Below are 26,300 nucleotides of genomic sequence, written 5' to 3' on the forward strand. Positions count from 1 at the left end.
CTGTCAACACGCTTGCCGCACTGCATCGGAACGGGTGTGGCGATGTCACGGTCAAGCTCCGATATTCTCCGGATCGCGGTTTTTCGCCTTTGTAGCCTTGACGTTTCACTGTAAGCGGGAAGAGCCGATCCTATGATTTTACGTCAGGCTGCATCAGCCGGCGGTTTCGATGGCGATGCCCAGCATCGGGATGCCGACCAGCCCCTGCACGACGTGGCTGGAATGGACCTTGAAGAACAGCGCGTCCTCGATCCAGTGGTGCTGCACATGGTCGGCCTGGGTGCCCTCGGCGATGGCGACGGTGACGGAGAAGTCGCCGCTCGGCAGATAGGGCAGCTGGAAGCGGAAGCCGGTGACGAAGTCGGTCCCGGCCGGCACGCGGACCGGGTCGAGCTGGTAGGTGAGGTAGGTGTTGTCGCCGAACAGGTTCTGGCCCAGCCGGTCGCGGACGTAGAAGCCGACGATGGGCTGGAACAGCGCCTTTTCGGCGCGGCAGACGACCTGGAGGGTGACCTCCTCGCCGCCTTCCAGCGTGTTCAACGGGTTGCGTTCGGCGTCGAGCAGCCGGACGTCGGTAATGCTGGCGCCGCGCTCGCCGAACCAGGGGGCGTTGAGGTCGAAGTCGAAGATCTCGATCTCGTTGCGGTGCTGGGAGTTCTTCAGGACCTCCGCCCGGCTGTCCTGCACCGGGGCGTCGGCCGTCCGGTCGGCGGCGCGCTTGCGGCTGCCGCCGATGCGGAAGCTGCCGGCGCTCTCCGGCCCGTTGTAGAGGTCGGCGAGGTAGTCGTGGCAGACGTCCTTGGCCGGACCGATGGCGCGCACCGTGCCGCTGTCCAGCCAGACCACCCGGTCGCACAGGTTCACCACCTGCCCCGTGTCGTGCGACACGAGGAACAGGGTCCCGCGTTCCTTGAAGCGGTGGATGAAGCGCATGCACTTCTGCGTGAACGCGGCGTCGCCGACCGCCAGGATCTCGTCCACGATCATGATGTCGGCGTCGACATGGGCCACCACCGCGAAGGCGAGGCGGGCGTACATGCCGCTGGAGTAGAGCTTCACCGGCTGCTCGATGAAGTCGCCGATGCCGGCGAACTCCGCGATGGAGGCGTAGCGCTCGTTGATCTGCTCGTTGGCCAGCCCCAGCACCGAGGCGGCGAGGTAGACGTTTTCGCGGCCCGTGAACTCCGGGTTGAAGCCGGCGCCCAGTTCCAGCAGCGCCGCGACCCGCCCGTTCACCCCGATCCGCCCGGCGGTCGGCGTCAGCGTGCCGCACAGCAGTTGCAGGAAGGTCGATTTGCCCGAGCCGTTGCGGCCGATCAGCCCGACCGTCTCGCCCCGGCGGACCGTCAGGTTGACGTCCTGGAGCGCCCAGTACTCGTCGTAATACTTGCGCCGGCCGCGCACCAGCATCTGTTTCAGCCGGTCCTGCGGACGCTTGAAAATGGCGTAGGCCTTGCCCAGCCCCTCCGCCTCGATGGCTATCTCGCCCAAGGAGGGGGCGGCTTGGGCGGCGCCGGAAACCGGATCAGACGACATCGGCGAACCCCCGGCGGGTCTTCATGAACCAAACGTAGCCCAGCCACGCGCACAGCCAGCCGGCCAAAGTCGCGAGCGCCCATTCCAGCGGCGCCGGGACGTTGCCCCAGAACAGAAGCTCGCGCGCCTGCTCCAGGATCCCGGTCAGCGGGTTCAGGTGGATCACCCAGCGGAAACGGTCGGGAACGGCGGAGATCGGGTAGAAGATCGGGCTGAGGAACATCAGCACCGACACCGCCACCCCCACCACCTGCCGGATGTCGCGTAGGAAGATGCCGGACGCGGCCAGGAACCAGCTGACGCCCAGCGTCATCAGGCAGAGCGGCGCCAGGACCAGCGGCAGCAGCAGGATCGTCACCGGCGGCAGCCCCAGCACCATCAGATAGAACACCAGCAGGATCGTGAAGCTGAGTCCCGCGTTAAACAGCGCCACCACCAGCCCGACGACCGGCAGGATCTCCAGCGGGAAGACCACTTTCTTGATGTAGCTGACATTTTCCAGCAGCAGGCCGGGCGCCCGGTTCACGCATTCGGAAAAGACGGTGAACAGGATGAGGCCCGAGAACAGCAGCAGCGCGAACTCTCCGCTGCTGTCGCCGGCCTTGCCCCAGCGGGCTTGGAAGATGGTGGTGAAGACGAAGGTGTAGACCGCCAGCATCAGCAGGGGAGTCAGGACCGCCCACACCACCCCCAGCATCGAGCCGCGGTAGCGGGCGTCGACCTCGCGCTTGGAGAGCCGCAGGATCAGCCGGCGGTGTTGCCAAGCGGTCTTGAAGAGGGCGAGAGGCCCGGCGCCATGCCCGGCGTTTCCGGGCTGTGCCAGAGTGGATCCAAACACGTGAGGCTGTTCCCCGTCTGCGGACGGGGGACCATAGTCGGCGCCCCCATGGCGTTCAAGGGCGGCGTTCAAAGGTTGGCATCTGGGGCGGCGCTCAGGCGAGGCCTGCCGCCCCCCCGGTGGCCAGCAGGGAGGCGCCCAGGAGCGGGCTGGCGGCGGCGTTTCCGGACGCCGCCACGGAGAGCGGCGACAGGGGCCGCTGCTCCATCCGGCCGTACAGGATGAAATGCTCCGCCGCCAGGGTCGCGTTGCTGCCGAAGGCGGCGGCGAGGTCGGGGTTGGCGGCGAGGTAGGCGGGGGCGTCAAAGCCCAGGCTTCGTCCCTCGGTCCGGCCCAGCGTCGCGTAATGATGGGTGGCCGCGGCGGTGTCGGTACCGAAGGCGGCGGCGAGATCCGGGTTTGCCGCCAGATAGGACAGCGCGTCGAAGTCGGTCGTCCGCCCCTCGGCATGGCCCAGCGTGATGTAATGCCGCAGGGTGCTCGTCCGGTCCGTGCCGAAGACAGCGGCGAGATCCGGGTTTGCCGCCAGATAGGCGTCGGCGTCGAAGGCGATCCCGCGCCCTTCGGCAAGGCCGAGGCTCAGATAATGGCGGGTCGCCGCCGTGGTGTCGGTTCCGAAGGCGGCGACGAGGTCGGGGTTGGCGGCCAGATAGGCCAGGGGATCGAAGCTGGACGGGCTGCGCCCCTCGAAACGGCCGGTGCTGAGGTAATGGCGGGCCGCCGCCGTCGCGTCGATCCCCAGGGCGCCGACGAGGTCGGGGTAGCGTACCAGATAGGCCATCGGGTCGAAGCTGGCGGTCGCCCGCCCCTCGAAGCGGCCGTAGCGGATGTAGTGGAGACGCGCCGCCTCGCCGTCCAGCCCGAAGGTGGCGGCCAGATCCAGGTTGGAGGCCAGATAGGCGAAGGGGTTGAAGCCGGCCAGCTCGCTGTTCAGGGAATCCACCGCCAGCGTCACTGTCTGGCGGCTGGCCGCCCCTTGCGTGTCGGTCACCGTATAGGCGAAGCGGCCGGCCGATCCCGCGAAGCCGGCGGCCGGGGTATAGGTCAGCCCGGCCAGATCGGCTGTCGTCAGCGCCGACCCGGCGGTGACGACGCTACCGCCGGCCAGCCGGACGGTGCCACTGCCGGGCAGAGCGGTCAGGGTGACGGCCATCGCGTCGCCGTCCGGATCGGCTGGGGTGGCGATGCCCAGCGCCGTGGCCCCGGCGCCCTCCTGGACGTGCAGGATCTTGTCGGCCTGGAGCGCCGGCGGGCGGTTGTTCGGGACCGTCGCGACCGTCAGGCTGGTCCAGCCGCTCCATAGTGTCCCGTTGTTGACGCGGACCTCGATCCGGTCGGTGCCGAGGCCTGAGCCGGCGAAGGCGACGCCGCCCAGCCCCGTTCCCGAAACCGCGACGACCGTGTCGGCCGGCTGCGCGACCCCGGCCAGGGTCAGGTACCCGCCGCCGGCGGTCCGGTCGACCAACTCGTAGACGGTGACGGCGGCCGGATCGCTGACGGTCAGCAGCGCGCCCGCCGCCACGGTGGAGCCGAGGAAGACCATCCGCCCGGTGCCTGTCACCACCGGGGCCAGCAGGCTGACGCGTCGGTCGGCGAACTGGGCGTATTCGACGCCGGTCAACCGGTCGGCCCCGTCGCCGCCGCCGTTGCCGTGGGTGACGACCACGGCGACGCCGTTGGTGGCGCCGTCGGCAGCGATGGCGTAGTCGGCCCGGTTGCCGGAAAAGACGGCCGTGTCGGTTCCCGTCCCACCGTCCAGCGTGTCGTTGCCGGCGCCACCGGTCAGGGTGTCGTCGCCGACCCCGCCGATCAGGACGTTGCCGGCGTCGTTGCCCAGCAGAACGTCGTTGCCGGCCCCGCCGATGGCGTTCTCGATGACGACGCCGTAGGCGATCGACAGGTTGTCGACCGCCCGTCCGCCGCTTCCGTTCGGCCCGATCGAGCTGAAGGCACCGCCGTTCAGGTTGATGGTGACGGCGGCGGTCTGCTGGCTGGCGTCGATGGTATCGGTGCCGCCGCCGTCCCAGATGGACAGGCTGAAGGCGGTGGCGGTGCTGGCGTAGACGGTGTCGCCGCCGCGGGTCTGGGTGTTGGCGCCGTACAGGTACTGGACCGCCGCAATGTCGTACAGCGCCGGGGCGGTCCCCAGCCCGTTGAAGCCCAGGCTGGGGTGGCTGTTGTAGGACATCAGCGTGTAGCGGTAGTTGTCCTCGGCGTTGGACAGATAGGGCCCTTCGCTGCCGCCGCCGGCCGCGTTGTAGTTGCCGGGGTGCTTCAGCCCAATGGCGTGGCCGATCTCGTGCAGAATCGTCTTGAAGCCGTAGCTGCCCGGCGTGGCGCTGCTGTTGGTGGTGGCGTCGTTGGCCAGATAGACGTCGCCGCCGGTGCCGTAGAGCGTCCCGCCGGGGTAATAGGCGTAGGCGGCGCTGGAGCCGCCCTGCCGGTTGGTGCCGAAGCGGATCGAGCCGCCGTTGCCGGTGTCGGCGACCTCGGTGAAGGTGATGTTGGCTACCTCGCTCCAGGCGGTGAGCGCCTGACGCACCGCCGTGCGCTGGGCGGCGGACATCGCGGCGAAGCCCAGCCGGTCGGAGGCCTGGGCGTAGGACGGCGACGCCGTCATGAAGCTGTAGGTGACGGTGGTGGCGCTGCCGATCCCGCCGCCGCCCCAGCGCGGCGTTCCGGACGGCAGCAGGGCCGCGACCGCGCTCGACGGAACCGTCGCCGCCGCGAACTGGGGGAAGGCGGTGCCGTCCGCGAAAGCGGATAAGACATTGCCGTCCGCGAAAGCGGACAGGGCGCTTCCATCCGTGAAGGAGGAGGCGAGCAGGTCCACCGGGATGGACGACGCCGCCTGGCACAAGGGGCATCCGCAGCTCGGGAACGGGTTCGCGGCAGAAAGGCGGCCGGCGGAGAGGCGGCTCTGGGAGGCTTCGGCGGTCATCGCACCCCGGTCATGCCGCGGGATGCGGCGGGCATCAGTATAGGTTGCCCACTCTTTCGGACAAGCCGCCCAACGGGGATCAGCGGGCCGCGCCCATCAATGTTTCAGCCAGCCGGGGGGCGACGGCCTGGAGGCTGTAACGCTCCTCGACCAGACGGCGGCCGGCGGCGCCCAGGCGGGCGCGCAGGGCCGGATCCGCCGCCAGCCGGGTCAGCGCCGCCGTCCATTGCCCCGGATCCGCCGCCAGGAAGCCGTTCCCGCCGTCTTGCACCAGCACGGTGTTGACCCCGACCGGCGAAGCCACCACCGGCAGCCCGGCGGCCATGTACTGGATCAGCTTGTAGCCGCATTTCCCGCGCTCCCACGGGCCGTCGGCCAGCGGCATGATGCCGGCGTCGAAGCGGGCGAGCAGGGCGGTCTCGCGCTCCTCGCTCCACGGCTCGTGCTGGATCGCGATGCGGTCGGCGAGTCCGGGCGGTTCGGTCCCGTGCGCGCCGACCAGCAGCAGGCGGGCGTCCCCGCCCAGCGCCGCAAGCGCCTCGGCCGCCTGGTTCAGATAAGGGGCGGAGGAGGGAGAGCCCATCCAGCCGACGGTGAAGGGGCGCCCCTCCGCCGCCGGGACGGGCGGCGGGTAGCGGTCGAGGTCGATCACCGTGGGGATCTCGACCACCGACCGGGCGCCGCTGGCCTGCGCCCAGTCGGCCAGATGCGCGTTGCCGGCGATCACCAGCCGGGCGTGGCGGGCGAGGCTTTCCAGCTTGCGTCCCAGCACCGCGCGCACCGGCGCCGCGCGGTGCCGGTCGTAGCGGTGGAACCACGCGTCGTCCAGATCCATGACGTAGGGCACGCGGCCGAGCAGGGCGCGCTCGATCCCCGCCGGCAGCCAGGGCAGCGCCTCCTTCTCCAGCCAGACCAGGTCGAAGCGCCGGGCGCCCAGTATTTGCCCGACCCGCCGCGCGTAGGCGGCGGCGAGGCGGGCGGGGCTTTGCCGCCGCCCGGCGTAGAGGTCGCGCAGGTAGGAATCGTCGAACAGCGGCGCCGCCGTGACCGTCAGGCCGGCGCGTTCCAGAGCGGGCAGGAAATCGAGGAAGCGCAGCCGGCTCGACGCCCCCAGCCGGTCGTAGCGGTTGAGCAGCAGGACGGCGGTCACGCGCGCCCCCGCAGCAGGCCGGGGATCCAGCGCGGCAGGTCGGCCCACAGCCGGGCGGTGCCGCGCAGCACCTCGGCCATGTCGCCGGGCCTGCGGCGCAGCGCCGCCTGCGCCAGCCGGGCCACCGGCTCCAGCAGCAGCGTGGCGGCGCCGACGGCCAGCAGCGCCAGGGGCCCGTGATGCTTGGCGACGAATTGCAGGCGGCTGCGCAGCCCATAGAACAGGCGGGTGGCGCGCACTTGGTCGGTGGTACCGCCGCCACGGTGGTAGGCCTCGGCTCCGGCGAAATGCACCACCCGCCAGCCGGCGCGGCGCACCTGAAGGCAGAGTTCGACGTCGTCGTAATAGACGAAGAACCGCTCGTCGAAGCCGCCCACCGCCTCGAACAGGGAGCGGCGGACCAGCAGGAAGGCGCCCATCACCTGATCGACGTCGCGGGTGTCGGCGTGGTCCCATCCGGTCATGAAATGCGGTGGGAACAGGCCGGGCAGGGCGCGGTCGAGGCCGAGGCTCTGGGCGACCAGCCGGCCGGGGGTGGGGGTGCGGGCGCAGCAACGCTGGGTGTGCCCCGCCTCGTCGACCAGCCGCACGCCAAGCGCGCCGACGCGCCCGTTGGCCGGGTCGGCCAGGAAGGCGAAGGCCGGGGCCAGCGAGTCCGCCGACAGCCGGGTGTCGGGGTTGAGGAACAGCAGCCAGTCCGCTTCCGACTTGGCCGCGCCCTGGTTGCAGGCGGCGGCGAAGCCCCGGTTCTCGGCGTTGCGCAGCACCGTCACCGGCAATCCGGGCGCCGCGTCCTCCAGGGCGTCGGCGGAGCCGTCGGCCGATGCGTTGTCGACCACCACCATGCGCTCCAGCGTGAAGCCGCCGGTCGGCGTTTGGGGTAGCGCCCGTGGCAGGGAGCCGACGCAGTCGTGCAGCAGGGGGCCGGCGTTCCAGTTGACGGTGACGATGCGCAGGCTGGGACCGGTCATGGCTGGGCACCATTGTGCGGGCGTTGGTAGACCATGACGCCGGGAACGTCCCGCCGTTCGTAGCCGTCGGCGATCAGCGCGTCGATATAGGGCTTCGCCCAGTTCTGGAACCGCGAGATCTCGGTGCCGTGGATCGCCCAGTCGACCACGATGACGATCGGGGGCCGTGCGTCGCGCGTCGTCGCGATGGTCCGGTCGATCCAGCCGGGGTCGCGCAGCAGGAAGGAATCGTCGACGAAATACTCCCGCAGCAGCATCCGCCGCCCGGTCATGAAGGCCATGCCCGGACAATAAGGCACGCAGACGATGCGGTCGCCGGGGGCGGACCCGGCCTCGATCAACTCACGCACGCCTTCCAACTGCTGACGCTCGCCCGGATTGAGGCGCACACCCGCGACATTGCGGGCGGTGAAGGGCTCGGTCCGGGCGAGGGAGGCGGCGATGGAGCCGGTGCCGGGCGTCGTCAGCCCGACCCGCAGATAGACCGCCGCGATGGCCAATGGCAGGACGGCCAGGATGCCGGCGGCGAGCCGGCCCCCGCCGCTTGGGGCCAAGGCGCGAAGCTCCGCCACCAGCGTGCAGCCCAGCACCAGAAACCCCGGCATGAAGTTCGCCACATGGGCCAGATCGGGCCGGAAGACGAAGTAATGTGGCCAGGTCGCCAGGGCGCCGGCCAGCACCACCAGCAGGACCGGCAGTCGCTCGACCCCGCCCGGCCGAAACAGACGCAGCGTGGCGATCAGGACGAAGAGGCCGATGATCAGCACCGGGCCATAGACCAGGACCGCCATCGGGGCGTCGGACGGCCCCGACCAAGGACCGGACCACAGCGCCGACAGCGGCGGTCGGGGCAGGAGAGTGCCGGCGCCGCGGGCATGGGCCGCTACCGTTTCCGACACGGTCACGGCGGGGTGGAACACGGCCAGCAGGTAATCCAGGATGATGACCGGGTAGCGCAAGGTCTCCATCGCCACGAGGTCGAGATAGCCGCGCGCCGCCGCCCGGATCAACACCGGAGCCTGGACGGCCAGGATCGTGACCAGCGCCGCTCCGGTCAGGAGCGCGAAATGCCGCAGCCGTCCGGTCTGTGCATGCCCGCGATCCCGCCTGCCCAGGCCTCGTCCGAACAACGCCCCCAGCAGCACCAGCCCGAACAGTGGCATGGCGAAGAGGAAGCCGAAATCGGGCCGGATCTGGAAGGTGACCGACAGCGCCGCCGCCGGAAGCAGCAGATCGGCCGCCCGCATGCCGCGCCAGCGTTCGGCCAGCCGCACCTGGAGGAAGACGTTGAGAAGCGTGCAGAAGGCGTAGAAGGCGGTGGGCGGGAAGGCCGGCGCCGTCACCGCGACCGCCGCCGCCGCCATGGCGAGGCCCTGGCTGCGGGTGACCCGCGCGACCGTGGCGTAGACCAGCAGCGAGGTGGCGGTGATCAGCGTGTAGAAGATCAATTGCACGGCATGCCAGTCCGGCCCGCTCACCGTGAACAGCAGTTGGCCGAGCTTGAACCACATCAGCCCGTAGGAATAGCTCATCGCGTGCGGGTCGGTGCCGAGCAGCAGCTCGTAGGCGACCTGGGCGTAATGGCCGTCGTCGGCGGTGTTCAGTCCGCTGTCGATGAAGAGCTGGTAGTAGCCCAGCGACGCGGCCAGCACCGCCAGCAGCCCGGCGGCCGTGGCGAGGCCTGCCGGACGGGCGGCGCGCCGGATGGAAAGGGCGTGGGTCATGGCGTGCGGTCGGCTCCGGGCACTGTCTTGGGGAAGGCGTCGCCTCGCAACATGCGCTTGATAACATCCCCGGACATCCGGCGCCGATCCTTACGAGCCCGGACCGTGAAGCCGGGGGAACGCTGCGGGAAGGTTCGGCGGGACGCTTTCGAAGGGCCCGCATCCTATACGATACCGCTTCATGGCGGGTCAATTGCGGGGCCCCGACGGTCGGCCCTTGCGCGAAGTAACGCTTGATCCGTCATCGAAACCACCCAACGATGCAACATTCCTCGCCCTTTCCGACGGGATTCGGCCGAGGGGCTGCGGCCATCCATCCCAGAGCGTCGCGTCGGGGTGGCAGACTCTGAAAAATTGACAGGAAGCATTGAACCATGTTGGCGAATATCGCGAATTCTCTTTTGCAGAGCGGCAAGGAGAGGGAGGCGGCTGTTCTGTACAAGATTTCACTGTGCTTCGACCCTCAAGATGGGGAAGCGCTCTATCGTCTTGGTCTTCTTCAGTTGAAGGACGTATCTGATAGTGCCGGTGCTTGTCTAATCCGGCGGGCGATTTTGTTCAGAGGTGTCGATCCGGTTTCAATAAAAGAAATAATGCTGTCTGTTAACGATATTTATGTTGCTTCTATAGGGAATTGCACGGAAAAAAATAGCGAAATACAAAGAATAAATAATCTCAATAAAATTGAAATACTGATCAGTGTGATAAAGATCGTACCAATACTGTATGCTGCTGCCATATATTTGGCGGGGAAAATTGGGAAATATGATGTTGCTCGAAAGTATGTTATGGAAAGCCTCTCAATTGAATTGCCAATCGATAGAGGTAACTTGCTTACCTTGATGCGCTCAGGACTTTATCTGATTTCCATGGCGGAGGCTGATGATGAGGTTATTGATTCTCTTTATAAAAAATCTCAAGTCCTTTTGAGGGGAGGAGAGAATAGCGATGTGGCATATTTTTGCGTTCTCTATAAAAAATATCATGATGGAAAGGATCTATTGTCACAAGGCTTGGCAAAAAAAGCCAGGAAGAAACTTGGAGATAAAGAATTTTTCGGAAGTAACTTAATGAATACGTGGCATATATGCCGATATGACGATGCTTTCTTTCGGAATGTTAAATCCTATGATGTGATGGCCGCGTTAATCGGGCCGATCAGGCATGAGAAGCGCCTTCCTGAGAGCGACAAGCCGGTGATTTTGGTCAGTTGCGATGCGCGGTATCTCGAAATACTTGGCGTGAAGCTTCTTGAATCCATTCGTCTGGTCGGAGCGCATGGAAATGTCCATCTCCATGTCATCAATGCGACGGAGCGTTCGCGCGACATCGTCGCGGAGATCGAATCATCGTCCGGAGCCAGTCTCGGTCTTTCCACCGAGGAGACGTCGAACATATGGAAAGGCTCCGCCCTTCATAAGCAGGCCGCTTTCATCAAAACCTACTATGCGTGCGCCCGCTTCATCCGAATTCCGGAATTCTCCCGCTTTTACGGCCGGCCGATTGTTCAGATCGATACGGACTGCCTGCTGACCTCCGACCTGCTGGAACTGCCCATCTGCAACCATGGGGCGGATGTGGGCTTCTTGTTCGACGGTATCAGGACGGGGCCGGCAAGGCAGTTCAACGCGACGTTCTTCTTCCTGAACAACCATGCCAAGTCCCTGGAATATGCGGAACTCGTGGCCCGCTACGTTGCGCATTTCATTGTGTTCGATATTCCGCTTTGGGGCCTCGATCAGGCGGCCCTGTATTGCGTCTACAAATACATGCAACGGCACGGGACCGAACCGACGACCGCCAGCATCCCGTCCTGGGAACTGTTCCAGCATCTTGTCGCGTCCGGTGAGGACAGCATGGAGGGGAAGATCCGCAGACTCGACGAGCGGCTCGCGGCCCTTCGCACGGAGGTTGCGGCCGGCCGCGTGCCGGCGACCGCCCTGTCCTGAGCCGTGGAGGCTGTTGAAGCCTTTGGAACATCGGGATAGGGTGCCGCCCGCGTCGCGCGGCGCATTCCTCCAGTCCGATCGGGTCGTCATGGCAACCGTCGCCGAAGCCTTGCAGGTCGCAGTCGATCACCATAGGGCGGACCGTCTCGACCAAGCGGGGGAGATCTACCGCCGCATCCTGGCCGTGGACGCCCGCAACGGCCAAGCCCTGCATCTGCTGGGGCTGGTCGAGCGCCGGCTGGGCAACGGCGAACGGGCGATCGAATTGATCGCCCAAGCGGCCGGCATCCTGCCCGACGTCGCGGAGATACCGGCCAACCTCGGCAACGCCTACCGCGCCGCCGGGCGCATCGACGAGGCCGCCGCCGCCTACCGCCGCTCGATCGTGGTCCAACCCGACCTGTCGGGTGGTTATTACAACCAGGGCGTCCTGCTGTGCGGCCAAGGCGGTCCCCGGGCTCAGGCGGAGGCGATCGTCGCGCTGCAGCGGACGCGCATCCTGGTCCCCGACAATCCGGACGTCCATCACGACCTCGCCATCGCGCACAAGCAGGCGGTGCGGTTGGACGAGGCGATCGCGGGCCAGCGGCGTGCCCTGGCCTTGCGGCCGGACTTTGCGGCGGCCTGGATGACCCTGGGCAACGCCCTGACCGAGTTCGGCGACATCGACCGGGCGTTGGCCGCCTACGCCCGGTCCTTGCGGGTGCAATGGTCCTCCGGCGACGTCCATTACAATTACGGCAACGTCCTGTACGCGGCCGGCCGGCTGGAGGCCGCCGCGGTCCATTACCGGCACGCCATCGACGGTGGCTTGGCCGCGGCCCTGGTGCGGGAGGCGGCGGTCCTCATCGACCTGGGGCGGGACGCCGAGGCGGAGGCCAGCCTGCGCGCCGCCCTGTCGGTCCCCGGCGGCGACGTCCCGACCGCCATCGACATGCTGGCCGCCCTGTTCATCCGGCAGGAACGGCTGGACGAGGCTCGGCATTTCTTCAGCACCTTCCGCCATCCCCATTCCAACCCGCCGACCATCTTCGCGGCGGAATGCCTGACCGCCCTTGCGGAAACCTATCTGGCGGAAGGGCGCGACGCCGATGCCCTGGCGCTGCTGAACCGGGTCAACAGCCACGGCAGCCGCTATTTCACGGTGAAGTCGGTCGCCAGCCTGCGCCGCACGCTGGCCGGGATGAGCCTGGAACTGAAGCGTCCCGTCAACCCGGATCCCGATCGGCCGCGCGTCGGCTCCTCCTCGCTGGCGACGCATGGGCGCTTCGCCCACAACGTCTTCGAATACATGCTGGTGCGGCTCTACGCCGAGACCTACGGCCTGACGGTCGAGACGCCGGACTGGGTCGGCGGCTATTACTTCGAGATCAACGACCCGGCCCCGAGCGGCCCGCTACGCCCGCGCTTCTTTCCGCGCCGGATCGTCAACGAGCTGGTCGAGCGGCCTTCCGACACACCGCTGATCGACTGCGACATCCTGTCGCCGCTCGGCCCTTACCAGTATCTGGAGCGCCACCGCGCGCGCATCCAGTCCTGGTTCCGGCCCCGGTCGGTGTGGACGCCCTGGATCGCCCCGGCGGTGGAACGGCTGCGGGCGCTGGGAAACACGGTCGTCGCCCTGCACATCCGGCGCGGCGACTTCGTCCTCTTCCGCTACACCATCACCGAGACGGATTGGTATGTGGACTGGCTGCGGACGATCTGGGACGGGCTGGACAAGCCGGTGCTCTACATCGCGTCGGACGATCCCGCCATCGTCGCGGACTTCGCCGCCTTCAACCCGCTGACCCTGGCCGATGTCGCCGAGCCTTGGGCGGGGCTGGAGTATCTCCAGGACTTCCATGTGCTGGCCAACGCCGACATCCTGGGCGTCAGCGCGCAGAGCGGGTTCAGCCGGCTGGCGGCCCTGCTGAACACTCGCGCCCACCTGTTCGTTGAACCGGAGGCCGAGGCGGGGCGCGTACAACCCTATTCCCCCTGGACGCCCGACGATGTTCCGGGTGGCGTTGCCTGACCGGGCGGATCCGAAGAAGACGGTATGGATGATGGAACACACCACGCAGCATGCCGCCGGGCTCTACCGGGCGGGACAGATCGAACAGGCGCTGACGGTGCTGGACACGGTCCTGCGGGCGGTCCCGCAGGACTGGATGGCGCACAACATGCGTGGCGTGATCCTGTGCCGGCTGGGCCGGTCCGCCGAGGCGGAGCCCATCTTCAAGCGCATCCTGACGGTCGATCCCGGCTTCGCCGAGGGTTGGTTCAACCTGGGGCTCGCCCGCCGTGCCCTGGGCGCGGTCGAGGGCGCGGTGCGCGGCCTGCGCAGGGCCGTGCTGCTCCAGCCGTCGCAGCCGGCCTTCAGTTCCGAGCTGGGGGTTTTCCAGCACGGGCAGGGCGTCCTCGACGATGCCGTCCGGCATCTGGGGCGTCTCGTCCTGCTCCGGCCCGATCAGGCTCCGGATTGTCTGAACGTCGCCGTCTCGCTGATGTCGAACAGCTTCTACGCCGAGGCGGAGCGGTTCCTGCGCCGTGGGCTGACGCTCGATCCCGACGGGGTCGACCTCGCCATGCGGCTTGGGCAGGTCCTGCTGTCCCAGGGCCGCAGCGGTGAGGCGCGTGACCTTCTGGAACCGCTGGCGCGGCGGGTCTCCGGCAACGCCGAGGTCGACCGCACCCTGGACCGCGCCCGTCTCGCTTGCGCCATATCCGGCGACGAGGAACGGACCGAGCTGCCCGGCGGGGTGGTCGTGCGTGGCCCCTTTTCGGTCCTGTCGGGCTACGGCGACCTTGCCCAGCGTTTCGTGCGCAGCATGGCCGGGCAGGGCATGCCCCTGCGGCTGTTGGGCCTGACCGGGACCGAGGACTGGCGTCCGCCGGAAGGCGGGGCCGATGCGCCCATCCGTCCGCGCGCCGCGCTGAGCTTCCTCACCCCGCTGCTGGTCGAGCCGATCCCCGGCGTGCCGACCGTCAACTACACCATGTTCGAGGGCACCAGCATCCCGCCCAGCTGGGCGCGCGCCAACGCCGCCCACGATCTGGTGGTGGTGCCGACCGAGTCCTCGCGGCTGGCCTGGATCGAGGCCGGGCATCCCGAAGACCGGCTGCGGGTCTGCCCGCCCGGCATCCAGCCCCATCCGGGCGACGAGGCCGAGGCTCCGCGCGGGGTCATCGGACCCGGCGGGCGGCCCATCGCCGATTTCCGTGTGCGGATCCTGAACATCTCGGATTTCATCGCCCGCAAGAACATCGATGGGCTCCTGCGGGTCTGGCTGCGGGCGACGCGCGCCGACGACGACGCGATCCTGATCCTGAAGCTTGGCAAGGGCGGCCCGACCCTGAACCAGGATGTCGGCCACCTGCTGGAGCGGACGATGCGCCACGTCGGCCGCCGTTTCGATGAGGCGGCCCCCATCGCCGCGATGATGGGGCGTTACGACGAGAACGGCATTTCCAGCCTCTACGCGCTCGCCACCCATTACTGGAGCCTGTCGCACGGCGAGGGCTGGGACCTGCCGATCACGCGGGCCGGGGCCAAGGGCTTGGGGCTGATCGCACCGAGGAACAGCGCCTACACCGCCTATCTCGACGACGAGATCGCGCATCTGATCCCCTGCACGACCGGTCCGGCCCGCATGCCCTACAGCGATGCCATCTACCCGCCGTTCCAGGGAATCGACTGGTGGCATCCCGACGAGGACGTCGCCGCCGACCTGCTGACCAAGGTTGTGCGCGGCGGGCTGGAGCCGCGCGACCCGCGCCCCCGCCTTCTCGAACGCTTTGCGTGGGAACGTCGGACGCGCGATCTGCTCGGCGTCCTGGACGAGGTCTGAGCGGGCTTGGCGGGTGGGGCTTGGAGCGGCGCGGTCGGGATCAGGCCGCGTCTTCCCCATGGCGCCGCCGCATCTCGGCCTCGACCAGCCGGGCGACGACCCCCGGCATGCAGGTCTGGGCCTCCCAGACCAGCAGGCGGCGGGCCTTGCCGGGGTCGCCGACGCTGCGGCTGATGTCGGAGGGGCGCAGCAGCGCCGCGTCGGTCTCGACATGCTGGCGCCAGTCCAGCCCGAACTGGGCGAAGACCTGTTCGACGAAGGATTCCAGCGTGTGGAGTTCGCCGGTGGCGATGACGAAATCCTCCGGCCGGTCGAAGGCCAGCATGCGGTGCATGGCGTCGACGTATTCCGGCGCCCAGCCCCAGTCGCGCGCGATGGCCAGGGCGCCCAGCGTCAGGGTTTCGGCCTTGCGTTCGGCAATGTCGGCGGCGCCGCGCACCACCTTCTGGGTGACGTAGCGGGCCGGGCGCAGCGGCGATTCATGGTTGAACAGAAGGCCGGAGCAGGCGAACAGCCCATAAGCCTCGCGGTAGTTCGCCACCGCCCAGAAGGCCGCCGCCTTGCCGACTCCATAGGGACTGCGGGGATGGAAGGGCGTCGCCTCGTCGCCCGGCCGGTCATCGGTGTTGCCGAAGCACTCGCTGGACGAGGCATTGTAGAAGCGGGTGTCGAGCTTCAGGAAGCGGATCGCTTCCAGGATGTTGATGGTGCCGCCGATGCTGCCGTTCAGGGTTTCGACCGGCTGGTCGAAGGACAGCCCGACCGACGACTGGCCGGCGAGGTTGTAGATCTCGTCCGGCCGGACGCGGGCGATCACCTCGACCACGCTGCGGAAGTCGGTCAGCACGGCGGAATGGAGGCTTGCCCGCCCCCGGATGCCCAGCCGCGCCAGATTGCCGAAGCCGGACATCTCGCGGTCGCGCGAGGTGCCGTGGACGCTGTAGCCCCGCTCCAGCAGATGGCGGGCCAGATAGGCGCCGTCCTGGCCCGAAATGCCGAAGACCAGAGCGGTCCTCGGAGTCTCCCGGAGTGGGCCGGCCATGGTCAGCGGCCGGCAGTGCGGCCGTTGTCGGAGGCGACGGCCTTCAGGTCGGCGTCCATCATCTCGCGCACCAGATCGGCGAAGGCGGTCTTGTGCGACCAGCCCAGCTTGGCGTGCGCCTTGGACGGGTCGCCCAGCAGCAGGTCGACCTCGGTCGGGCGGAAGTAGCGCGGATCGATGCGGACCACCGTCTTGCCGGTCTTGCCGCAGACGCCCTCCTCCTCGACGCCCTCGCCACGCCATTCGATCGGGCGGCCGACATGGGCGAAGGACAACTCGACGAACTCGCGCACCGAATGGGTCTCGCCGGTGGCCAGCACATAGTCGTCGGCCTGCTCCTGCTGGAGCATCAGCCACATCCCTTCGACGTAGTCGCGGGCGTGGCCCCAGTCGCGCTTGGCGTCCAGGTTGCCCAGATACAGGCAGTCCTGGGTGCCGGTGTGGATGGCCGAGACGGCGCGGGTGATCTTGCGGGTGACGAAGGTCTCGCCGCGGGTCGGGCCCTCGTGGTTGAACAGGATGCCGTTCGAGGCGTGCATCCCGTAGGCCTCGCGGTAGTTCACCGTAATCCAGTAAGCGTAGAGCTTGGCCGCCGCGTAGGGACTGCGCGGGTAGAAGGGCGTCGTCTCGCGCTGCGGGGTCTCCTGGACCTTGCCGTACAACTCCGAGGTCGAGGCCTGGTAGAAACGCGCGGTCTTCTCCATGCCCAGGATGCGGATCGCCTCCAGCAGGCGCAGCGTGCCCAGGCCGTCCGAGTTGGCGGTGTATTCCGGGGTCTCGAAGCTGACCTGCACGTGGCTCTGGGCCGCGAGATTGTAGATCTCGTCGGGCTGGACATGTTGGACCAGCCGGATCAGGTTCGTGGCGTCGGTCAGGTCGCCGTAATGCAGGAAGAGCCGCACGTCCTTTTCGTGGCGGTCGCTGTAGAGGTGCTCGATCCGTCCGGTGTTGAAGGAGGACGACCGGCGCTTGATGCCGTGGACGATGTAGCCCTTTTCAAGCAGCAGTTCGGCGAGATAGGCGCCATCCTGACCTGTGGCACCCGTGATCAAAGCGACCTTCGACAAAGCAGAACCCCTTTTTCGCATCCTACGGCCGGCCGGCCGCGCAACGGCGCGCCATCAATGTCCAAGGACGGCGGGTGAAAAGCAGCCTTACACCGTGCGCCGCACTATCATCAAAGGACAAAGGCAAGGCAAGACTTCCTTGCGGTAAAGGCGGTGGACCATATTCCGGAGAATTCCACCCTGAAAAGCCTGCGCCCTGGTCGGGGGCCGGCATCCTCCCGCCGGCGGGCTGCGTCAGCCGGTCCGTTCCGCAGCGAGGAAGAGGGTGGAGGCGACCCCACGCGCGACCGACAAACCACGCTCCAGCGTGGTCGACAAGGCCTTGTTGCCGAGCGCGAGATGCAACCCGATGGGCAGGGTGAACATTGGCGTCGCGTCGATCGTCCGAAACCCTTGGCGGGTGACGGAAGCGGCCAGGGCGCGGTCGTCGAAACAGCGGTACACCTCGCCCCCGGTCAGCGCGCGCGCCTTGACCAGAAGCAGGTTCGGGCTGGCCCGGCGGGGAGCGTCCAGCACGATCCCCTTGCGGGACAGCGCCGCCATGTGGCCGATCATGGCGTCGGGGTCGGCGACGTGCATCAGCACGCGCGACGACACGGCGACGTCGTGCGCCGGTTCGACCGGATCCTGGGGCGCGTCGGCGACGATGTCCCCCAGGCGGCAGGCGATGGTCAACCCTTCGGCCCGCGCCTTCGCGTCCAGCCGCTCCAGCATGGCTTCCGACTGGTCGAAGGCGGTGACGGCGTAGCCGAGGCGGGCGAAGGCCAGCGACAGCTTTCCGGTGCCGGCCCCCATGTCGATGACCGAGCCGGTTGGTCCGGTCAGGCGTTGGACCTGGGCGGTGAAGTAAGCGACTTCGAGACTGTTGACGTAGTCGTCCTCGCCGATCCGCCGCTTGGCGTCGTAATCCGTCACCAGCGTGCGTGAACGGTAATTGGCCTTATTGTCGATCGAGTCCATCACCAGGCCTGCCGCTCGTTTTATCCACGCTGTCCGCACCGGAACAAACAACAGCCGGGCGGGCGGGTCAAGGGTGCGGGTCAAGGAACGGCCGGCAGCCCTCTTTACGGTGGGATGCAAGCCTGTTAAACCAAAAATCAATGCCTGCCGATCGGGGATGTTATGACAAGGACGTTGGATCTTGGGTGTGGCAAGAAACCCAAAAACCCTTTTTCGGCTGACGAGGTTCACGGAATCGATGTCATGGAGGGCGATGGCCTTCTCATAAAGAAAGCCGATCTTGCCGTTGAAAGCATACCGTATGAAGACGAATTCTTTGAATTCGTTACGGCACATGATTTTATTGAGCATATTCCAAGGGTTATTTACATACCCCACAGAAGAAATCCGTTTGTAGAGTTGATGAATGAGATTTATCGCGTTCTGAAAGTCGGCGGGCTCTTTTACTCATTCACGCCGGCATTTCCCCATGCGGCGGCTTTCCAAGATCCCACGCATGTCAACATCATTACGGAAGGGACATTCCCTTCCTATTTCGATGATAAGAACAGATGGGCGGAAATGTACGGCTTCAAGGGTTCGTTCCAGATCGTGGAGCAAGCGTGGCGCGGGCCGCATCTTGTCTCGGTTCTAAGAAAGACTCCGGTGGCGTGATCATCCGCTTCATCGCAAGCGGCGTGCGTTGGGGCGGGAACCGGGCGTGAAGCCTGCCCGCTTCAGACCCGGGCGTGACCCCAGAAATTGGGGTAGAGCACCATCGGGAAATGGTTGGAGGCCTGGAGGATAAGCAGGCCGGGCCAGCCCAGCGACTGGCGGACCAGGGTCTTCTTGAACTCGGTGTCGCTGCGGTTGCGCTCGATCCGCACGTCGCGGAAACCGGCCCGGCCAAGCAGGCGGCGCAGGCTGCCGTAGGTCTGCAACGAGCAATGCTCGCGGAAGATCATGGCCAGCTTCTCGCGGTTGAACGCGCGCAGGGCCAGGATCCAGTAGGGCGCATCGACCAGCAGGTTCGGCGTCTGGAAGACCAGCCGTCCGCCCGGACGCAGCAGGGTGCACAGCTCGGTCAGGTAGGCCTCGACGGGGGGGATGTGCTCGATGACGTCGAACATGGTGATGACGTCGAAGCTGCCCTTTGCGAAAGGGAAGATCGTGCCGTCGTAGACCTGCATCCGGTCCTTCAGGTCGGGGTAGGCGGCTTCGCCCTTGGCGATGGCGGCGGCGTCGATCTCCAGCCCCTGGACGTTCGCGTAGCCCTGCCGGCGCAGATTCTCCAGGAAACTGCCGTGGCGGCAGCCGACGTCGAGGATGCGCGCGGCCGCATCGATGCCGAGCGATTGGAAGTAGCTCAGGCACGAGGCCGTGTCGCCCCGCTCGCCCTCAAGGGAAACCACATCGGTCGCTGTCATATCCCGCCGCCCGTCCGTTTGCCCTGGAGATCCGTTGATACGGACCGCGGCCCCCGATTGCAATGAGTTGTGACAGGAGTGCGGAGCGCGCCGGGGCAGCCGTTCCAGCCGTCGTCGGGGTCGGAAGCAGGGGCCGGACAATGAAGCCGTTGCGAATGAGACACCACGGGAAAGCCGCCGGAGTGGTGAAGGAGAGTGAGGCGCCGACGCCGCGCGGGCTTGCTCCCGGTTCCCGCATGAGCTAAAGCATGGCAGGATTTCATCCGCATGTTTTGCCGATGCCCTAATTATTCTTCGGGAGTGCCGCACGAATGTTGTCTTCATTGGTCGGACAGCAGGACGGGGTGCGCGATCCCGCCGGTGTTCCGCGCTGGATGGCGCCAATTCTTGTTGCGGTGCTTTTCCTGTTCTTTGCCGCCGGGTCGTTTTCCTACTATGCCCAGCACGCCTTCATCAACGCCGACGCCTGGGCCGTCTACGACATGGCGCGCAGTTTCGACGAGCGTTTCTACCATGGCATGCTGATCCGGCAGTTCCAGTTCGATCTCGACTACGGCTCCAGCTACGCGTTCCTGGGTCCGGTCCTGGTTTACGCTGCGGATGCGCTGACCGGACTCGGCATCTACGGCCACTACATCGTGACCGTCCTGGCCGGGCTGGGCTCTCTGCTGCTCGGCTGGGTGATCCTGGGCAAGGCGGCAGGGGGGATGGCGGGCGAAGGGCGGACCCCCGCCGTGGCGCTGTCGGCGCTGCTGCTGGCTGTCGTCGCCTTCAACATCTGGGAGCTGTACCGGGACATCTACCGGGCCTCGACGATCCCGATCGCCCTGTTCTTCATCCTGGCGGCGCTCGCCCTGCTGCCCCGGCGCGGCGATCTGACGGCCGGCCGGGCCTTCGCCGTCGGGATGACGATGGGACTGGCGGCGATGACCCGCTTCGACGTCAACCTGCTGGTGCTGGCCTTCGCGGGCGTCGTGCTGGCCACCGCCGGCCGCCGCCGGATCCGGGCGACCGTGCTCTATGTGGCCGGCGTGCTGCTGACCATTTCACCATGGATCGTCTTCTCGCTCGCCGTGTTCGGAAAGCCCTACGCGTCCGACAACGCCATCGTCGCGGTCGCCGTCAAGCAACTGCATTCCCTGGACCTGATCCTGCCCGGCGAGCCGACGCTGTTCAGCGACTTCGATGGCTGGCTGGCCCGCGTCTCGCTGACCGCCGCCGATTTCCTGAACATCCTCCACGTCATGCTGGCGCGCAGCCCTTTCGCCTGGGTGTTCCTGGCCGGCGTCCCCGCCCTGGTGCTGCTGCTGACGGCGTGGGGGCTGGCCGGTGGCCGGCGTGGCGGGACGGCGCCGGTGGGGGACGGCGCGGTTGCAACCCTGCGCTACCCGGCTGCCCTGACGCTCACCGCGCTCGCCGGGCTGCTGCTGTTCGTCGGTCCGGTGGCCACCGGCTACCAGATGAACACCCGTTACTATTCGATGACCTTCCTGCTGGTGGCGCTTGCGCTGCTGGGCTGGACCCTGGTCGGGATGGCGGCGGCGGAGCGGCGGTTGGGAAGCCGTGGACCGCGCCTTCTGCTGGAGGCCGGGTTGGTTGTCCTGTGCCTCGCGGGCTTCCCGACGATGCTCCGCGAGGCGTTCCAGGAGGGCTGGCCGCCGTTGCGCTTCAACGAGGCCAACCGCCACGCCGAGGCTCATCCCGACCTGATGCGCTGCGTCCCGGCGGACGGGCGGACGCTGCTGTTGTTCCGCTACACCAGCCAGACCTTGCAGGACGGCATCCGCTTCGGCGTGCTGGCGCGCCGCGTCGTCCTGATCATGCCCAACAACTGGCCCGAGGTCCCGGCGGCGCGCAAGCTCGCCTTCCTGAGCGAGGCCCGTGTCAGCCATGTCTGGCTCGACGAGGCGGAGTCGCGCGCGGGCTTGGTGGATGAGGGCATGGTCCTTCGGCCGGTGGCGGGTTGCACCGGTTTCTACAGCGTCGGCACGCCCTGATCCCCGCCGGGAAACGGGTCGGAAAGAGGGGAAGGGGAAAGCCATGAGGCACATCGTCATCGGGTCCAGCGGCTTCGTCGGCCAGCGGCTGGTGCAGGCCCTGCTTGAGGCGGGGGAACCGGTCGTGGCGTTCAGCCGCACCCCGGTGGCGGGTGGTCCCACGCCGGAAGAAGAGGGGGGCGGCGTCTTTGTGCCGGGCGACATCCGCAGCGCGGAGGATCTGGCCCGGCTCGATCTGCGGCCGAACGACGTGGTGCATCATCTGGCGGCCCGCCATTTCGGCAACGGCGTTCCGTTGCAAGGGCGAGACGCCTGGTTCGAGGAGGTCAACGTCGGCGGGACCCGCCAACTGCTGGCGGCGATGCGCCGGGCCGGCACCGGGCGGATGGTCTTCTTCTCGACCGACATGACCTATGGCCTGCCGGAACGGCTCCCGGTCACCCCCGATCATCCGCAGAAGCCGCTCGGCCCCTACGGCCGTACCAAGCTGGAGGCCGAAGCCCTGATCCGGCGGGCGTCGGCGGAGGACGGGCTGCGGGCGACCATCTTCCGCCCCCGGCTGATCAGCGGCCCCGGCCGGCTCGGCACCCTGGCGACCCTGTTCACGCTGATCCGCAAGGGCCTGCCGGTGCCGATGATCGGCAGCGGGAGGAACCGTTACCAGATGATCTCGGTCGACGACTGCGTGCGCGCCGATCTGCGCGCGGTCGCGGCGGGCTGTCCGCCCGGCCCCTTCAACCTAGGCTCGGAAAATCCCAAGACCGCCCGCGACCTGCTGGGCGCGGTGATCCGACACGCCGGCTCCTCTTCCGTCCTCGTGCCCACCCCGGCCCGGCTGGTGACGGCGACGCTGGCCCTGCTCGACCGATTCGGCCGCCCGCTCATGTACCCCGAGCAGTATCTGAGCGCGGACGCGGACTTCGTCTTCGACACGCGGACGACCCGGACGGTCCTGGACTGGCGGGCCGAGGACGACGACGTCGACGTGATGATCGCCGCTTACGAGGCCTTCCTGCGGCTGTGATCCCGTCCCGTCAGGCTGCGCCCTTCAGGACGCCGGCGCAGATGCGCAGGGCGTTGGCCATCACCGTGTAGGTGGTCGGCGTGCCGGGGATCGACGGCAGGACCGAGGCGTCGACCACATGCACCCGGCCCGAGCCGAAGGGACGGCCGAGCACGTCGGTCTGCCCCGGTTCCGGCGTCCGTGCCATCGGCAGTGACCCGCCGAAATGCAGGCTGTGGCCGGGCGGGCTGCTTTCGGCCAGGAAAGGCAGCGGTCGTCCGCCGAAGACTCCGCCGAAGCGGCCGAGCCGCCCCATGAACTCCTTGAAGATCGGGCGGGTGTCCGGACGCGGCCCGGCCTCGACATGGCCGATCCCGTCCTCCTCGTTCGCCGAGACGCGGTAGCGCAAGGTACCGGAATCGTTGGAGTGGAAATAGACCATCCCGATCATCATGCGCTCGAACATGGGCGTGCCCAGCCGCATCATCGGGTGGGCCAGGGGGCCCAGCTTCGCCTTGAGGGATTCGAAGAACAGGTCGTTCACCCCGTAGAGTTGGCAGTGGAGCGTGTGCGGGGTGGAGCGCAGGCCGACGTCCTGGATGTAGACCTGTGCCAGCGTGTTGGCCCGTTCGTCCACCGCCCCCTTGACCCGCCGGTAGCGCAGATAGGGGAAGTAGTATTTCTGGCTGTCGTGGATGATGAAGTCGCGGTCGCACAGCCCCTGCGACCGCGCCACGATGGCCGTGGACCCCATGACGCCGCAGGCGACGAACAGGCGGTCGAAGCGGTGCTCCTCGCGGGGGCCGCCCTCCGTCGGCCGGCAGACCGCGGTAACGCCGTCCGGCCCCTCAGCGTAGCGCAGGACGTGGCGTCCGTCCAGGTAGCGGAAATTGGGCCGGCCCGACAGCGAGCGGATGACGTCGGCCGCGTTGAAGATGGCCCGGTGCGGGCAGCCGTGCATGCACAGCCCGCAGGAGGTGCAGCCCATGCCGCCGACCGAGTGCTTCGGCCCGACGGCGATCTTGGCGCGCCCGCAACGCAGGCCGGCGGCCGCCAGCCGCTCCCGCCCGCGCGCCACCCCGGCAAGGATGCGCTGTCCGTGCAGGCCCAGCGGGTAGTTGGGCCGGGCGTCGAGGCGGGCGTCGTACAGCTCGTCGATGCCGTCGCCGGCGTCGCCGCTGACGTCGAGGATGGCGTCCAGCTCGGCGAAATGCGGCGTCAGGTCGCCGGCCGGGAAGGGCCAGTCGGCCATGTCCCGCTGCGCCACGGCGCAGACGTTGGCGCCCCAGGCGTTGCTGAGGCCGCCGAGCGCCAGGGAGGTCTCGACGTGCAGGCCGGCGCCGCTGGACAGGCGGTTGGGTGGGATCGACCGGTAGACGAAATCGGAGCCGAAGGGCAGCTTGGGAGGCAGGACGGCGGTCTCGCCGACCACGCTCCTGCGCTGGGCGGTGACCGCCTCCATGAAGCGGTCGCGGTCGACCGCGTGGTCGGCCCGGGTGAAGGGCGCCAGATGCGGCTCGATCTCGAAGCCGACGTCGATGACGGTCACGTCGAAGCCGGCCTCGACGAAGCGGTGGGCGGCGGCGGCGCCCGAGGGGCCCGAGCCGACGATGCCGATTTTCCGGCCGTTCACGACGCGTCTCCCCGAATGAGCCAGCCGGTTTCGGCCGCGCGGGTGTCGGGCGGCGCGATGTGCTGCTTCATGCAGATGTTGTTTCCCCGGCAGGGCGCGGTGTCCATCGTGTGGACGCAGGGCGAGCAGAAGCACTTGCGGTAGAGCACGGTTTCGCGCGTCGTGTCCGTGAAGGCGGCCAGCCGGCGATACGGATCGGTCGGCCCCCAGTAGGAGGTGATGGGGACCGGCAGCAGCCGCGCGATGTGGTTGACGCCGGAATCGATGGTCAGCAGCTCGTCCGCCATCGTCAGCCAGCGGGCGGACCCCGTGAGGCTCTCCTTGCCGGCGAGGTCGATCACCCGCCAGCCGGGCAGCGCGGCGCCGAGATGGGCTTGGGTGCGGGCGGCGCGGGGCTTGTCGGCGGGACCGCCCAGGACCAGGATCGTGCCGGCCGCTCCGGGATGGCGGGTCTTCAGCACGACGGCCCATTCGGCATCGCTGAACTCGCGCTCCGGCACCAGGTCCGAGCAGTAGGGCGCCAGGGCGACGATGGGGCGCGGGCAGTCCGGCGGGGCCGGCGGCGCCTCCTCCAGCCCGTTGCGGGCCCGGAAGCGGCGGGCGGTCTCCTCCATCGACGGGATGGTCCCGCCGAGCGCGCGGGCGATCTGGAAATAGGCGAGGTAGATGGGGGAGCTGTCGTTATAGAAGAAGGAGTGGGTGCTCAGATTGTTCTGCCACTGGTTCCAACTCAGTGTCAGCCCGATGCGGTTGCGCGCCAGGGTCAGCAGGCAGAAGACGCTGGTCAGCTTCGAGTGCATCTCGAAGTTGATGATCGTGTCGGCACGGAAGACCATGCGCAGGATGTGCAGGCAGCTCAGCAGGAATCCGCCGGCCCGGTCGGTGGAGATCACCGCGTAGTCGTCGAAGACCCCCGCCAGCTCGGCGAACTTCTTCACCGCCGGGGAGCAGAGCAGGGTGATGCGCGTGTCCGGGTAGCGGTCGCGCAGGGCCAGCAGGGCCGGCAGGGCGATCAGCAGGCTGCCGCCGCCGAGAATCTTCACGACCACCAGCTGGCCGCGGATCTCGGGGGCGTGGTCCCGCCGCGCCACCTTGCGCGCGACCCAGGCCAGGGGGGTGAAGAGGATGGCGAGAACCGACCCGATCCAATAGTCGGCCTGCTTGAGAGCCTTGAGATTCATGGCCCACGCTCATAGCACGGTGGAAAGGGTCGCCACAACGGAGGCGGCCGGAGGGACAGAGGGCGCCGGAAACAGCCGGGGGCAGGGCCTATGACGGGCGTTCCGGCGGCTTGAAGAACCACAGGAGTCCGCCGGGCAGCGAGGCCAGGAGCAGCGCCGTGCCCAGCAGCACGGACACCAGGAAGGCGTCGTCGACGCTGACGCCATGGACCTGCAGGCCGGCAACCATGGCGCCCTCCCGGATGCCCCAGCCGTTCAGCGAGATCGGCATCGAGGCGAGCGTCAGCGCGATCGGCACCACGGCGAAGCCGGCCTGCACGCCGATCGGGGCCCCCAAGGCGCGGGCCAGCAGCAGCACCGCCCCGACGAACAAAATCTGGACCAGCAGGGACAGAGCCAGGGCGTTGAGCGAGGCCGGGGTGGTCAGGCCCTTCTCGGCGCTGCGCAGGATCGTCCGCATCGTCTCGAACAGCCGCAGCCTCAGGCGCGCCGGCAGAGGAATCCGGTTGAGGAAGAGGACCGTGCCGAAGCCGCCGACCATCACCGCGCCGGCCAGCAGCCCGGCCAGGGCGAAATCGGGTGCGACATGATAGAGCAGGGCGACGGCGGCGACGATGTCGAGGAGGAGAAGGCCGAGCAGCCCGGCCAACCGGTCGACCAGCAGGCTGGCCACCACCCCTTCGGCGGGGTGGCCGGACCGGTAGGCCAGCCAGCCGCGCACGGCGTCCACCCCGACCCCGGCCGGCAGGACCTGCCCGAAGAACTGGCCGACCAGGCTGTGGCGGACGGCTTGGCCCAGCGGGAGCGACAGACCGACGGCGGCACCCGCCCATTGCCAGCGGATCGTGGTCACCAGCAGCGCGCCGCAGACCAGGGCGAAGCCGCCGAACAGCCAGCCGGCGTCGGCGTGCCGGAGCCGGTCCGCGGCAAGCAGCCAATCGACGCGGCGCAGCAGCCACGCCACCAGCAGGACGGTGACCGCCCCTTTGGCCGCGAGCATCCATTTCGCCCGCCCGGTGAACTGCCCGAGCGGAGGCGCGCTATTCTCGAAGGAAAACGGCATCCTGGG

The 26,300-nt window shown here is 67.9% G+C and carries 19 protein-coding genes; 6 read left to right on the top strand and 13 right to left on the bottom strand.

The genetic code is table 11. The annotated features are described in order from the left end of the window. Positions 1–153: 153 nt before the first annotated feature. From J2847_RS31245 to J2847_RS31270, 6 genes are all read right to left on the bottom strand, one after another. Entirely contained in the window at positions 154–1,536 is a 1,383-nt protein-coding gene (locus tag J2847_RS31245) for an ABC transporter ATP-binding protein (RefSeq protein ID WP_209782631.1), read from the bottom strand. Continuing rightward, positions 1,526–2,374 (bottom strand): ABC transporter permease, encoded by an 849-nt coding sequence (locus J2847_RS31250; RefSeq protein WP_325169526.1) that lies wholly within the window; start codon positions 2,372–2,374, stop codon positions 1,526–1,528. The genes J2847_RS31245 and J2847_RS31250 overlap by 11 nt, the downstream gene beginning before the upstream one ends. Before the next feature lie 94 nt (positions 2,375–2,468). Then, positions 2,469–5,234, bottom strand: coding sequence for a M10 family metallopeptidase C-terminal domain-containing protein (locus J2847_RS31255; protein WP_233474907.1), 2,766 nt, complete (start codon positions 5,232–5,234; stop codon positions 2,469–2,471). A 160-nt stretch (positions 5,235–5,394) separates the two neighbouring features. Continuing rightward, positions 5,395–6,465 carry a glycosyltransferase family 4 protein gene (locus J2847_RS31260; RefSeq protein WP_209782633.1) on the bottom strand — a complete coding sequence of 357 codons (1,071 nt, stop codon included), beginning with the start codon at positions 6,463–6,465 and terminating at the stop codon, positions 5,395–5,397. Then, positions 6,462–7,436: a glycosyltransferase family 2 protein gene (locus J2847_RS31265; RefSeq protein ID WP_209782634.1), complete on the bottom strand. Its 975-nt coding sequence runs from the start codon at positions 7,434–7,436 to the stop codon at positions 6,462–6,464. Before J2847_RS31265 ends, J2847_RS31260 begins: the two co-directional genes overlap by 4 nt. Continuing rightward, positions 7,433–9,160 carry a hypothetical protein gene (locus J2847_RS31270; protein ID WP_209782635.1) on the bottom strand — a complete coding sequence of 576 codons (1,728 nt, stop codon included), beginning with the start codon at positions 9,158–9,160 and terminating at the stop codon, positions 7,433–7,435. Before J2847_RS31270 ends, J2847_RS31265 begins: the two co-directional genes overlap by 4 nt. Before the next feature lie 374 nt (positions 9,161–9,534). On the opposite strand from J2847_RS31270, the gene J2847_RS31275 reads away from it, so the two are divergent. The 3 genes from J2847_RS31275 (at position 9,535) to J2847_RS31285 (ending at position 14,942) form a co-directional block, all read left to right on the top strand. Continuing rightward, positions 9,535–11,109: a hypothetical protein gene (locus tag J2847_RS31275; RefSeq protein WP_209782636.1), complete on the top strand. Its 1,575-nt coding sequence runs from the start codon at positions 9,535–9,537 to the stop codon at positions 11,107–11,109. An 88-nt stretch (positions 11,110–11,197) separates the two neighbouring features. Further along, complete coding sequence (locus tag J2847_RS31280) at positions 11,198–13,126, top strand: tetratricopeptide repeat protein (RefSeq protein WP_209782637.1); 1,929 nt, start codon at positions 11,198–11,200, stop codon at positions 13,124–13,126. 28 nt (positions 13,127–13,154) lie between these two features. Continuing rightward, positions 13,155–14,942, top strand: a complete 1,788-nt coding sequence (locus tag J2847_RS31285; RefSeq protein WP_233474908.1) for a tetratricopeptide repeat protein — start codon at positions 13,155–13,157, stop codon at positions 14,940–14,942. 40 nt (positions 14,943–14,982) lie between these two features. On the opposite strand, the gene J2847_RS31290 is transcribed toward J2847_RS31285, so the two are convergent. The 3 genes from J2847_RS31290 to J2847_RS31300 form a co-directional block, all read right to left on the bottom strand. Then, a complete protein-coding gene (locus tag J2847_RS31290; RefSeq protein WP_209782639.1) occupies positions 14,983–15,984 on the bottom strand; it encodes a GDP-mannose 4,6-dehydratase in 1,002 nt (333 codons plus the stop codon). 2 nt (positions 15,985–15,986) lie between these two features. Continuing rightward, positions 15,987–17,051: a GDP-mannose 4,6-dehydratase gene (gene gmd, locus J2847_RS31295; RefSeq protein WP_233474909.1), complete on the bottom strand. Its 1,065-nt coding sequence runs from the start codon at positions 17,049–17,051 to the stop codon at positions 15,987–15,989. Between the two features lie 234 nt (positions 17,052–17,285). Beyond that, the gene (locus tag J2847_RS31300) at positions 17,286–18,011 is read right to left on the bottom strand and encodes a class I SAM-dependent methyltransferase (protein ID WP_209782641.1); all 726 of its coding nucleotides are present in this window, start codon (positions 18,009–18,011) and stop codon (positions 17,286–17,288) included. 243 nt (positions 18,012–18,254) lie between these two features. On the opposite strand from J2847_RS31300, the gene J2847_RS31305 reads away from it, so the two are divergent. After that, the gene (locus tag J2847_RS31305; RefSeq protein ID WP_209782642.1) at positions 18,255–18,665 is read left to right on the top strand and encodes a methyltransferase domain-containing protein; all 411 of its coding nucleotides are present in this window, start codon (positions 18,255–18,257) and stop codon (positions 18,663–18,665) included. A gap of 62 nt (positions 18,666–18,727) precedes the next feature. On the opposite strand, the gene J2847_RS31310 is transcribed toward J2847_RS31305, so the two are convergent. Next, positions 18,728–19,417 (bottom strand): class I SAM-dependent methyltransferase, encoded by a 690-nt coding sequence (locus tag J2847_RS31310; RefSeq protein WP_209782643.1) that lies wholly within the window; start codon positions 19,415–19,417, stop codon positions 18,728–18,730. 311 nt (positions 19,418–19,728) lie between these two features. Between J2847_RS31310 and J2847_RS31315 the strand changes: the two genes are divergently transcribed. Together J2847_RS31315 and J2847_RS31320 are read left to right on the top strand one after the other, a co-directional pair. Then, entirely contained in the window at positions 19,729–21,414 is a 1,686-nt protein-coding gene (locus tag J2847_RS31315) for a hypothetical protein (protein ID WP_209782644.1), read from the top strand. Between the two features lie 43 nt (positions 21,415–21,457). Next, positions 21,458–22,438, top strand: a complete 981-nt coding sequence (locus J2847_RS31320) for an NAD-dependent epimerase/dehydratase family protein (protein WP_209782645.1) — start codon at positions 21,458–21,460, stop codon at positions 22,436–22,438. 10 nt (positions 22,439–22,448) lie between these two features. On the opposite strand, the gene J2847_RS34870 is transcribed toward J2847_RS31320, so the two are convergent. The 3 genes from J2847_RS34870 to J2847_RS31335 all read right to left on the bottom strand — a co-directional run bounded on the left by J2847_RS34870 (position 22,449) and on the right by J2847_RS31335 (position 26,231). Further along, positions 22,449–24,050, bottom strand: a complete 1,602-nt coding sequence (locus J2847_RS34870; RefSeq protein WP_209782646.1) for a GMC oxidoreductase — start codon at positions 24,048–24,050, stop codon at positions 22,449–22,451. Beyond that, complete coding sequence (locus tag J2847_RS31330; RefSeq protein WP_209782647.1) at positions 24,047–25,231, bottom strand: glycosyltransferase family 9 protein; 1,185 nt, start codon at positions 25,229–25,231, stop codon at positions 24,047–24,049. Before J2847_RS31330 ends, J2847_RS34870 begins: the two co-directional genes overlap by 4 nt. 88 nt (positions 25,232–25,319) lie before the next feature. Continuing rightward, positions 25,320–26,231 carry a lysylphosphatidylglycerol synthase transmembrane domain-containing protein gene (locus J2847_RS31335; RefSeq protein WP_209782648.1) on the bottom strand — a complete coding sequence of 304 codons (912 nt, stop codon included), beginning with the start codon at positions 26,229–26,231 and terminating at the stop codon, positions 25,320–25,322. Positions 26,232–26,300 lie beyond the last annotated feature (69 nt).

Origin of the sequence: Azospirillum agricola, assembly GCF_017876095.1 — a bacterium.
Classification (GTDB): Bacteria; Pseudomonadota; Alphaproteobacteria; order Azospirillales; family Azospirillaceae; genus Azospirillum; species Azospirillum agricola.

Coding starts and splice junctions, on each gene's coding strand:
- J2847_RS31245 (WP_209782631.1), bottom strand. CDS start 1,536: ATGTCGTCTGATCCGGTTTCCGGCGCCGCCCAAGCCGCCCCCTCCTTG.
- J2847_RS31265 (WP_209782634.1), bottom strand. CDS start 7,436: ATGACCGGTCCCAGCCTGCGCATCGTCACCGTCAACTGGAACGCCGGC.
- J2847_RS31270 (WP_209782635.1), bottom strand. CDS start 9,160: ATGACCCACGCCCTTTCCATCCGGCGCGCCGCCCGTCCGGCAGGCCTC.
- J2847_RS31275 (WP_209782636.1), top strand. CDS start 9,535: ATGTTGGCGAATATCGCGAATTCTCTTTTGCAGAGCGGCAAGGAGAGG.
- J2847_RS31280 (WP_209782637.1), top strand. CDS start 11,198: ATGGCAACCGTCGCCGAAGCCTTGCAGGTCGCAGTCGATCACCATAGG.
- J2847_RS31285 (WP_233474908.1), top strand. CDS start 13,155: ATGATGGAACACACCACGCAGCATGCCGCCGGGCTCTACCGGGCGGGA.
- J2847_RS31290 (WP_209782639.1), bottom strand. CDS start 15,984: ATGGCCGGCCCACTCCGGGAGACTCCGAGGACCGCTCTGGTCTTCGGC.
- J2847_RS31300 (WP_209782641.1), bottom strand. CDS start 18,011: ATGGACTCGATCGACAATAAGGCCAATTACCGTTCACGCACGCTGGTG.
- J2847_RS31305 (WP_209782642.1), top strand. CDS start 18,255: ATGGAGGGCGATGGCCTTCTCATAAAGAAAGCCGATCTTGCCGTTGAA.
- J2847_RS31310 (WP_209782643.1), bottom strand. CDS start 19,417: ATGACAGCGACCGATGTGGTTTCCCTTGAGGGCGAGCGGGGCGACACG.
- J2847_RS31315 (WP_209782644.1), top strand. CDS start 19,729: ATGTTGTCTTCATTGGTCGGACAGCAGGACGGGGTGCGCGATCCCGCC.
- J2847_RS31320 (WP_209782645.1), top strand. CDS start 21,458: ATGAGGCACATCGTCATCGGGTCCAGCGGCTTCGTCGGCCAGCGGCTG.
- J2847_RS31330 (WP_209782647.1), bottom strand. CDS start 25,231: ATGAATCTCAAGGCTCTCAAGCAGGCCGACTATTGGATCGGGTCGGTT.
- J2847_RS31335 (WP_209782648.1), bottom strand. CDS start 26,231: ATGCTCGCGGCCAAAGGGGCGGTCACCGTCCTGCTGGTGGCGTGGCTG.